This window comes from Lapillicoccus sp., assembly GCF_039935575.1.
Classification (GTDB): Bacteria; Actinomycetota; Actinomycetes; order Actinomycetales; family Dermatophilaceae; genus Lapillicoccus.
Map to the genome: position 1 here is coordinate 1 of NZ_JBDTKA010000118.1, position 9,813 is coordinate 9,813.

Annotated in this window: 7 protein-coding genes; 1 reads left to right on the forward strand and 6 read right to left on the reverse strand. The window is 69.7% G+C overall.

What is annotated here, in order from left to right:
- Positions 1-271 precede the first annotated feature (271 nt).
- Positions 272-2,143, forward strand: a complete 1,872-nt coding sequence (gene dxs, locus ABI385_RS14525; RefSeq protein WP_348104471.1) for a 1-deoxy-D-xylulose-5-phosphate synthase — start codon at positions 272-274, stop codon at positions 2,141-2,143.
- A gap of 247 nt (positions 2,144-2,390) precedes the next feature.
- Here dxs and ABI385_RS14530 read toward each other — a convergent pair whose 3' ends face one another.
- The 6 genes from ABI385_RS14530 to ABI385_RS14555 all read right to left on the reverse strand — a co-directional run.
- The gene (locus tag ABI385_RS14530) at positions 2,391-3,926 is read right to left on the reverse strand and encodes a UDP-N-acetylglucosamine 1-carboxyvinyltransferase (RefSeq protein ID WP_348104472.1); all 1,536 of its coding nucleotides are present in this window, start codon (positions 3,924-3,926) and stop codon (positions 2,391-2,393) included.
- Positions 3,927-3,984: 58 nt separating this feature from the next.
- Complete coding sequence (locus tag ABI385_RS14535; RefSeq protein ID WP_348104473.1) at positions 3,985-4,479, reverse strand: hypothetical protein; 495 nt, start codon at positions 4,477-4,479, stop codon at positions 3,985-3,987.
- Positions 4,480-4,552: 73 nt separating this feature from the next.
- A complete protein-coding gene (locus tag ABI385_RS14540) occupies positions 4,553-6,685 on the reverse strand; it encodes a 3-hydroxyacyl-CoA dehydrogenase NAD-binding domain-containing protein (protein WP_348104474.1) in 2,133 nt (710 codons plus the stop codon).
- Entirely contained in the window at positions 6,682-7,965 is a 1,284-nt protein-coding gene (locus ABI385_RS14545; protein ID WP_348104475.1) for a thiolase family protein, read from the reverse strand. The genes ABI385_RS14540 and ABI385_RS14545 overlap by 4 nt, the downstream gene beginning before the upstream one ends.
- Positions 7,966-8,119: 154 nt before the next feature.
- The gene (locus tag ABI385_RS14550; RefSeq protein WP_348104476.1) at positions 8,120-9,469 is read right to left on the reverse strand and encodes an HRDC domain-containing protein; all 1,350 of its coding nucleotides are present in this window, start codon (positions 9,467-9,469) and stop codon (positions 8,120-8,122) included.
- A partial coding sequence (locus tag ABI385_RS14555) for a DUF3000 family protein (protein ID WP_348104477.1) occupies positions 9,466-9,813 on the reverse strand: 348 nt, incomplete at its 5' end. The genes ABI385_RS14550 and ABI385_RS14555, both read right to left, overlap by 4 nt.

The window sequence follows — 9,813 nt, forward strand, 5'->3', positions numbered from 1 at the left end:
GCCGAGGGCCGGCTCGACGCCGGTCCCATCGTGACGGGCAGGGTCGGGCTCGCCGGTGTCGACGAGGCCTTTCGGGTCCTCGAGGACGCCGATCGGCACGCCAAGATCCTCCTCGACCCCTCGATCACCGCGAGTGAGGTCATCGCCGTCTGAGCGAGCTGCGGGGCCGCGCGGGTCAGGTCGGGGTCCACCGCCGATCGACTGACCCGCCCCTGGCCTGCTGCTGAACTACAGTGGGGCGACCGACTCGCGGACAAAGGACCCCATCCTCGTGGCACTGCTCGACTCCATCGACGGACCCGACGCCCTCAAGGCACTGAGCCCGTCGGAGCTGGACAACCTCGCCACCGAGATCCGGCAGTTCCTCATCACGTCCGTCTCGCGGACCGGTGGCCACCTCGGCCCCAACCTCGGTGTCGTGGAGCTGACCATCGCGCTGCATCGGGTGTTCGACTCCCCGCGCGACACGGTCGTGTTCGACACCGGGCACCAGTCCTACGTGCACAAGCTGCTCACGGGTCGGCACGACTTCGACGGGCTCCGGACGCGCGGCGGTCTCTCCGGCTATCCGAGCCGGGCGGAGTCCGAGCACGACGTGGTGGAGAACTCACACGCCTCGACGGCGCTCTCCTGGGCCGACGGGATCGCCAAAGCGCGTCGCCTCACCGGCAACCGCGAGCGCTACACCGTCGCCGTCATCGGGGACGGGGCATTGACCGGCGGCATGGCGTGGGAAGCCATCAACAACATTGCCGTCGACAGGGACCTGCCTCTGGTCATCGTCGTCAACGACAACGAGCGTTCGTATGCGCCGACGACCGGCGGCCTGGCCGAGCACCTCGCGACGTTGCGGACGACGCGCAGCTACGAGAACGTGCTCGACTGGGGCAAGAACGCCATCTCGCGCACGCCCGTCATCGGCGGCGCGATGTACGGCGCCATGCACGGCGTCAAGAAGGGCATCAAGGACATGGTCGCCCCCCAGGGGATGTTCGAGGACCTGGGGCTGAAGTACTTAGGACCCATCGACGGCCACGACGAGCCGGCCATCGAAGCGGCCCTGCGCCGGGCCCGTTCCTTCGGCGGCCCGGTGCTCGTGCACGTCCTGACCAAGAAGGGGAAGGGTTACGATCTCGCCCGACGTGACGACGCCGACCGGTTTCACTCCGTCGACAAGATCAACCCCGAGACGGGCCTGCCGCTGCAGATCAAAGGGCGCATCTGGACCGACGAGTTCAGCGACGCCCTGGTGGAGGTGGCGCGCGAGCGGGTGGACATCGTGGCGATCACTGCGGCGATGCTCATCCCCGTCGGCCTCAGACCGTTTGCCGAGAAGTATCCCGACCGGGTGTTCGACGTGGGCATCGCCGAGCAGCACGCGGTGACCATGGCGTCCGGCTTGGCCTTCGGCGGGCTCCACCCGGTGGTGGCGGTCTATGCCACGTTCCTCAACAGGGCCTTCGACCAGCTGGTCATGGACTGTGCCCTGCACCACGCCGGAGTGACGTTTGTCCTCGACCGCGCGGGGATCACCGGCAGCGACGGCGCGTCCCACAACGGCATGTGGGACATGTCCATCACGGGTCTCGTGCCGGGCCTTCGCCTGACGGCGCCTCGCGACGCCCACGAGCTGGGCCGGGCCGTGCGCGAGGCGGTCGACGTGAACGACGCTCCCACGGTCATCCGGTTCTCCAAGCAGAACCCACCGGCTCGGATCCCTGCGATGCGGTCGGTCGGGACTGTCGACGTGCTCGCCGAGCCCGGCCCGGCCGACGGCGTCGAGCTGCTGCTCGTGGGTCTCGGGGAGATGGCGGCGACCGCGATGTCGGTGGCGGAGAAGCTCACCGCGCAGGGGCACGGGGTGAGGGTCGTGGACCCCCGCTGGTGTCTGCCGGTGAGCGAGGACCTCGTCACGCTCGCCCGAGACGCGGCGGCCGTGGCCGTCATCGAGGACAACCTGGTCGTCGGGGGGGTCGGGTCTCAGATGGCCGTGGTGCTGCACGAGGCCGGCCTCGACGTGCCGGTGCACCTGCACGGCATACCGAAGCGGTTCTTGTCACACGGTTCTCGAGGTGAGGTGCTCGAGGAGATCGGCCTCACCCCCGACGCGATCGCGGACCGGTTGCACGCTGTCCTGGGATAGGTCAGCCCGGCCGCAGTGAGAATCGGGTCGCCGTCTCTTACCCAGGGGGTTCGCACCGTCCTTGCTGTCCACCCCGTCACCGGACTCAGAAGTTTGCAAGTTCCAGCGGGCTACGCGGCCTGGAACCCGGGAACATCTGAGTCCGGTCGGTGTGGGGTCGCAAACATCTGAGTCCGGTCGATCGCGAGCCGGTCAGTCAGCTCGACGATGAGGTGAGGCGAGCGCCTGCCCCCCACCGCAGCCGCTGTCAGATGTCGCGGAAGACCTCGATGGTGGCGCCGAGTGCGTTGAGCCGCTCGGCGAGGTCCTCATAACCGCGGTTGATCACGTAGACGTTGCGTAGCACCGAGGTTCCAGGTGCGGCAAGCATCGCCAGCAGCACGACTACACCCGGACGGAGGGCCGGCGGGCACATGACTTCGGCGGCACGCCATCGGGTCGGACCATCGATCAGCACGCGGTGCGGGTCGAGGAGCTGCACCTTGGCACCGACCTTGGTCAGCTCGGTGAGGTAGATAGCGCGGTTTTCGTAGACCCAGTCGTGCAGCATTGTCGTCCCCTCGGCTACGGCACCGATGAGCGCGAAGAACGGCAGGTTGTCGATGTTGAGACCCGGGAAGGGGAGGGGATGGATCTTGTCGATCGGCGCATGCAGCGGCCCAGGAATCGTCGTCAAGTCGACCAAGCGGGTCTGGCCGTTGGCCGAGAAGTACTCCTCGCTCATGGAGTACTCCATGCCCATCCCCTCGAGGGTGGCCAGCTCGATCTCCATGAACTCGATCGGCACGCGGCGGATGGTGATGGCGGACTCGGTGACGACGGCCGCAGCCAACAGGCTCATCGCCTCGATGGGGTCCTCCGACGGCGAGTACTCGACGTCGACGTCGATGTCGGACAGTCCATGGACGGTCAAGGTGGTCGTGCCGATGCCGTCGATCCGCACGCCGAGCTTCTCGAGGAAGAAGCACAGGTCCTGGACCATGTAGTTGGGGCTGGCGTTGCGGATCACCGTGACGCCGTCGTGTCTTGCCGCCGCGAGCAGCACGTTCTCCGTAACGGTGTCACCGCGCTCGGTGAGCACGATGGGACGCGCCGGGCGACGGCTCGTGTCTGTGGTGGCCTCGTAGAACCCGTGTGTCGCAACGACATCCAGTCCGAACGGGCGCAGCGCTGCCATGTGTGGCTCCACGGTGCGAGTGCCGAGGTCGCAGCCACCCGCATACGGGAGCCTGAAGCTCGCGTGTTCGTGGAGCAGTGGTCCGAGGAACATGATGACGGTACGCGTGCGGCGCGCGGCTTCGACGTCGATGCCGGCAAGATCCAGCCGGTGGGGCGGGATGATCTCGAGGTCGTTGCTGCCGGGCAGCCACCGGGTGCGGACACCGATCGAGTGCAGCACCTCGAGGATCCGGTTGACCTCCTCGATCCGAGCGAGGCTGCGCAGCGTGGTGTGTCCCTTGTTCAGCAACGAGGCGCACAGCAGGGCGACCGCCGCGTTCTTGGACGTCTTGACGGCGATCGACCCGTGCAGCTGCCGGCCGCCGACGATCCGCAGGTGCTGAGGCCCAGAGTGCCCGAGCGAGACGAACTCTGAGTCAAGGCTTTCGCCGATCCGGGCCAGGGTCTCCAGGCTGAGGTTCTGCTGACCTTGCTCGATCCGGGCGACGGCGCTCTGGCTGGTCCCGAGGGAGCGGGCCAGCTCGTGCTGGGTGAGGCCCTTGTGACGTCGCGCGTCGCGGATCAGCGACCCGATCCGCTCGAGGTAGGTGTCGGTGACGGTCATGGTCCGCACGTTATCTCACATATGAGATAAGTCGGGATGACACTCCGCGGGGCGGGACTCAGGTCCCGCGCGCTCCGGTCAGCTGGGTGGCCCTGAACCCGACGGCTGACAGCGTGTAGAAGAGGGTGTCCGAGACCAGCTTCCCCGCCAGCAGCCCGAGGATCGGGTTCTCCACGAGGGACACCCCGGCGATCATCAGCGCCGGCCGCCACAGGAACGTGTCGAGGATCTCCGGCGTCCCGAACTCCGCCACGAGCAGCAGCACGGTGCGGGCGGCGACCCGACGCGTATACCCCGTCGTGCCGCTGACCACCACGATGCGTTGCTCGCGCCCGACGGCCACGACGAGCACGCCGTAGAACCCCACGGTCGCGCCGCCGATCGCGCTGGCGGCCAGGAGCGGTGCGGACGTCGTCAAGGTCGAGGCAAGGACGCTCGCTGCGAGCATGGTGACCAGGCAGGCGAGCTCGGCCGGGGCATACCGGCGCACCCAGAAGGCCAGGCTGTGCGGGCGCGCGAGCGGCGCTGACGAACCCCACATGGGACACCGCATCCCCTCCACCTCCTACCCGGGTCAGGAGGGAGGCGGTCACCGCGCTGATACGGCGGCGAGCGTGGAGCAGGGGTCAGCCGGGGACCGAGGCGACTCCCGGTGGTAGAAAACGGCGCCCGGTGACACGCTCGGAGACACCGGTGCGGTCGAGCAGCGGCGTGACGCCGCCGTTCCAGAACTGGAAACCGGCCCCCGTGATCAAGGCCAGGTCGAGATCCATCGGAGCCTGCACGACCCCTTCGTCCAGCATCCGGCGTGCCTCGTCCGCGATCGCCGACAGCACCCGCTCGCGGACCTGTGACGCCTCGAGGACCACGGGCTCGGTGGGCTGGGGGAGCAGCACGCGCACCGACTCGTCGACGCGCGGTCGACCGCTGTCCCGTGTGTAGAACGCCGGGACCTTCGCCTCGACGACGCGGCGCAGCCCTTCGGACACGACGAACCGGTCGGGGTATGCAGCGGCGAGGGTCTCGCTGTTGTGCAGGGCAATCGGGGGGCCGACGAGTCCGAGGAGCACGAACGGCGGCATCGGAGCGAGCCCGGCGAACGCCGCGTCGGCGACCTCGATCGGGGTACCTTCGTCGACGATTCGGCCGACCTCGCCCATCCAGCGACCGAGAAGCCGGTTGACGATGAACGATGGCGAGTCCTGCACCAGGATGCACGTCTTGCGCAGCGCCTTGCCGACAGCGAAACCGGTTGCGAGAGCGGTGTCGTCGGTCTCTGCGCCACGGACAACCTCGAGCAGTGGCATCACCGCGACGGGGTTGAAGAAGTGCAGTCCGACGACGCGCTCGGGGTGCGCGAGGTCCGCGGCCATCTCGGTGATGGACAGCGAGCTGGTGTTGGTCGCGAGGACACAGGTCGCCGAGACGACCGCCTCGACCTCGGCGAAAACTTGCTTCTTGACCGACATCTCCTCGAACACGGCCTCGATGATGAGGTCCGCCTCGCGGAACGCGTCTTTCGTCGTCGACCCGGTCACCAACGCCTTGAGGCGCGAAGCGCGGTCAGCCGACAGCTTTCGTTTGCCCTGCAAGGCATCCAGCTCGGAGTGCACCCATCCCACCCCCTTGTCGACACGGGCCTGGTCGAGGTCGGTGAGCACCACCGGTATCTCGAGGCGCTGGACGGCGAGCAGGGCCAGCTGGCTGGCCATCAGGCCGGCGCCGACGACACCGACCAGCGTGACCGGCCCTGCGAGCTTGGGGTCCGGTGCGCCTGCGGGGCGCTTGGCGCGGCGCTGCACCAGGTCGAACGCATACAGCCCGGCCCGCAGCTCGTCGCCCATGACGAGGTCGGCGAGCGCCTCGTCCTCGGCGGCAAAGGCGTCGTCGCGGGTGCTGGTGCGCGCCGCGGCCACGAGGTCGAGCGCGCGGTAGGGCGCGGGGGACTGGCGTCCGGTCTTCAGGTCGACCATCTTGCGAGCGGCCGACACCGCGCTCTCCCAGACCGACTCGTCGCGGCTGACCTCGAAACGCTCGACCGTGGTCGTCCCGGCGATCACTCCGGCCGCCCAGGTAAGCGACTCCTCGAGGAAGTCGGCGGGCTCCAGCAGCACGTCCGCGATCCCGAGGGCCTTGGCCTGGGGACCGGTTGTCATGCGGTTCGTGTTCATCGGGTTCGCGATGATGAGGGTGAGCGCCTTCTCGGGGCCGACGAGGTTGGGCAGCAGGTAGCACCCGCCCCAGCCGGGGACGAGCCCGAGGAACGTCTCCGGGAGCGCGATGGCGGGTACGCCTGCGGAGACCGACCGGTAGTCGCAGGCCAGGGCGATCTCGAGCCCACCGCCCATGGCCGCGCCGTTGACGAAAGCGAACGTCGGGACCGGCAGGTCCATGATCGTGGCGAACGCCCGGTGTCCGGCCCGGGCGACCTCGAGCGCCTGGTCGCGGGTGCGAGCAGTGGCCACGGCCTTGAGGTCGGCGCCTACCGCGAAGACGAACGGTTTCCCCGTGATGCCCACGGCCTGGATCTCGCCCGCGTCGGCGCGGGTGCGCAGCGCGTCGAGCGTGGTCTGCAGCGCGGCGATGGTGGCCGGGCCGAAGGTGTTGGGCTTGGTGTGGTCGAACCCGTTGTCGAGGGTGAGCAGCGCCATCGTGCCGGCGGCGCCGGGCAGTGCGACGTCGCGTACCGGGGTGTGGGTCACGACCTCGTCGGGAAACGGGTTCGCGGTGTTGGCCGGGTTCTCCAGGGTGGTGCTCACGCCACGTCCTCCGTGTCGGTGGTGTCGTTGGTGGTGCCGCTGCTGGTGGTGTCGCTGGTCCCGACGGACGGTTCGTAGTCGGGGTGGTGGGGGTTCTCCCAGACCACGCAGCCGCCCATACCGATGCCGATGCACATGGCCGTGACGCCGTAGCGCACGCTGGGGTCCTCCTTGAACTGCCGAGCCAGCTGTGTCATCAGCCGGACCCCCGACGAGGCGAGCGGGTGCCCGACCGCGATCGCCCCGCCGTAGCGGTTGACGCGCTCGTCGTCGTCGGCGATCCCGAAGTGGTCGAGGAACGCGAGCACCTGCACGGCGAACGCCTCGTTGAGCTCGAAGAGGCCGATGTCCTCGATGGTCAGGCCCGCCCGCGCGAGTGCCTTCTCGGTGGCCGGGACCGGACCGATGCCCATCACCTCGGGCTCGACGCCGACGAACGCATACGAGACCAGCCGCATACCGACAGGTAGGCCGAGCTCGGTGGCTGCCTCCTCGCTGGCCAGGACGCACGCGGTGGCGCCGTCGTTGAGGCCGGCGCTGTTGCCAGCCGTGACGCGGCCGTGCGGCCGGAACGGGGTGGTGAGCGTGGCGAGGCTCGTCGTGGTGGTGCCCGGGCGGGGTGGCTCGTCCACGGTCGCGAGGCCGTAGCCGCGCTCGACGTGCCGGGTGGCCATGGTGACGAGGTCGGGCTGGATCTGGTCGTTCGCGTAGGCCTTGGCGAGCTTGTTCTGCGAGGCGACGGCGTATGCGTCGCAACGCTCCTTGGTCAGCGCCGGGTATCGGTCGTGCAGGTTCTCGGCAGTGGAGCCCATCACGAGCGCGGACGGGTCGACGATCTTCTCGGCGATGATCCGTGGGTTCGGGTCGACGCCCTCGCCCATCGGGTGGTGGCCCATGTGCTCAACCCCGCCCGCGATGGCAATGTCGTAGGCGCCGAATGCGATCGACGATGCGACGTTGGTGACCGCCGTCATCGCGCCCGCGCACATCCGGTCGATCGAGTAACCGGGCGTGGTCTTCGGCAGGCCGCTGAGCAGGGCCGCGGTGCGCCCGAGGGTCAGGCCCTGGTCGCCGATCTGGGTGGTGGCCGCGATCGCGACCTCCTCGACGCGCTCCTTGGGCAGCTCGGGGTGGCGTCGCATCAGCTCACGGATGCATCGCACCACCAGGTCGTCGGCGCGGGTCTGGGCGTAGATGCCCTTCTCACCGGCCTTCCCGAACGGGGTGCGGACGCCGTCGACGAAGACGACCTCCGTCAAGGACCGGGGCGATCGGGGCACGGGTGTCTCCTCGTGGGGGATCTGCTGGTATATGTCGACGGGGGCAGGTCGGCCGCGTCGAGGATCAATCCTACTCGCCGGTAACCGGCCGCGTCGGACCGCCCGAGAGTGACCCGCTCACCCAGCCGAGGCGAGCCCGGACTTGCACGAAGGTTCAGTCGTCCTGACCCGAGCCGACCGGTCGTTGGCTGTCGGAGGTGCCGGGCGGGCTATCGGGCAGCAGACATGCCGCCGCGATGATCGGCGCCGCGATCTCTACCTGCCACGGCCGCGCACCCAGGGCCGTCAACGCCGCGGCGAACGAGGCCTCGTCGAGGACCTTCGGCGGCGTCCAGAGCACGCGCCGCAACAGGTCGGGAGTGAGCACGTTCTCGACGGGGACGATCCGCTGCTCCCCGTATGCCGCGAGCCCCTGACGCGCTGCTGCGAGACGGGCCGCCGCCACGGGGTCGCGGTCAGCCCACGCCCGCGGGGTCGGCGGACCAGCCGCGGGGAGGGTGAGCTGCGGCAGCTGTGACTCAGGCAGGGCGTCGGAACGGCGCAACGCGTCCAGCCAGACCCGCCCCGCGCGCCGGGCGGGCCGCAGCTCGCGGACGGTCTCGATATCGTCGCGGCTGGTGGGGGAGCGCATCGCGAGCTCGACGATCACGCCGTCCGGCAGCACCCGGCCGGGGGAGATGTCGCGCTGGGCGGCCAGTCGGTCACGCGCGAGCCACAGCTCGCGCACGGCAGCCACGCCTCGCCGTTTTCGGACCCGGTGCATTCCCGAGGTCCGCCGCCACGGGTCCACGCGCACGGGCGGCCCCTCGAAGTGCGTCAACGACTCGAACTCCTGCCTGGCCCACTCCTGCTTGCCCTGCGCCTGCAGGTCGGCGTCGATCGCGTCGCGCAGCTGGACCAGGACCTCGACGTCGAGCGCGGCGTAGCGGACCCACGGCTCGGGCAGCGGCCGCGTCGACCAGTCCACCGCCGAGTGCTCCTTGGCCAGCGACAGCCCGAGGTAGTGCTCCACCGCCGCGCCCAGCCCGACCCGCGGCAGTCCGACGAGGCGGGCGCCGAGCTCGGTGTCGAACAGCCTCGTGGGACGCAGCCCGATCTCCGCGAGGCACGGCAGGTCTTGGGTGGCCGCGTGCAGCACCCATTCCGCGTCACCGATCCCCTCGGCGACGGGTGCGAGGTCGGGGCAGGCGATGGGGTCGACGAGCCACGTGCCGCTGCCCTCCCGGCGCAGCTGGACCAGGTAGGCGCGCTGGCCGTAACGGTGACCCGAGGCCCGTTCCGCGTCGATGGCCACCGGTCCGCTGCCCGCGGCGATGGCCCGGCCGGCCGCGACGAGCCGACGTTCGTCGATGACGACCTGGGGGACGCCGTCGGCCGGGACGAGGAGCGGGGTCAGCAGTTGTTCCGGTGCGGCTTCCACCTCGGCTTCGGCGGGCCCGAGGTCGGGAGCGCGGTCCTCAGCTGTCTCGCGCTGACGGCTGGCGTTGCTGGGTGCCTCGTTCACCGGCGTTGACCGGGGAGCGCGACGACCCCCTCCGGCAGCGGCGGCAACCCCGCGACCGTGCAGAGCAGGTCGGACCAGGCGAGCAGGTGCGCTCCGATGTCCCCCAGCGGGGTCCACGACGCGCGGACCTCCATCTCGACCGTCGGCTCGCGGTCGGACAACCCAGCGAAGCTCTCTGAGACGACGCGTGTCACCGTGCCCGCCTCGGCGAGGTACTCGACACCACGGTTCGCGAGCGCGTCGACCAGCCAGGACCAACCGACGGCACCGAGCATCGGGTCACTGGCCAGCTCCGGCTCGAGCTCGGCCCGCGCGAACGTCACCGCCCGCCACTCACCTTCCCA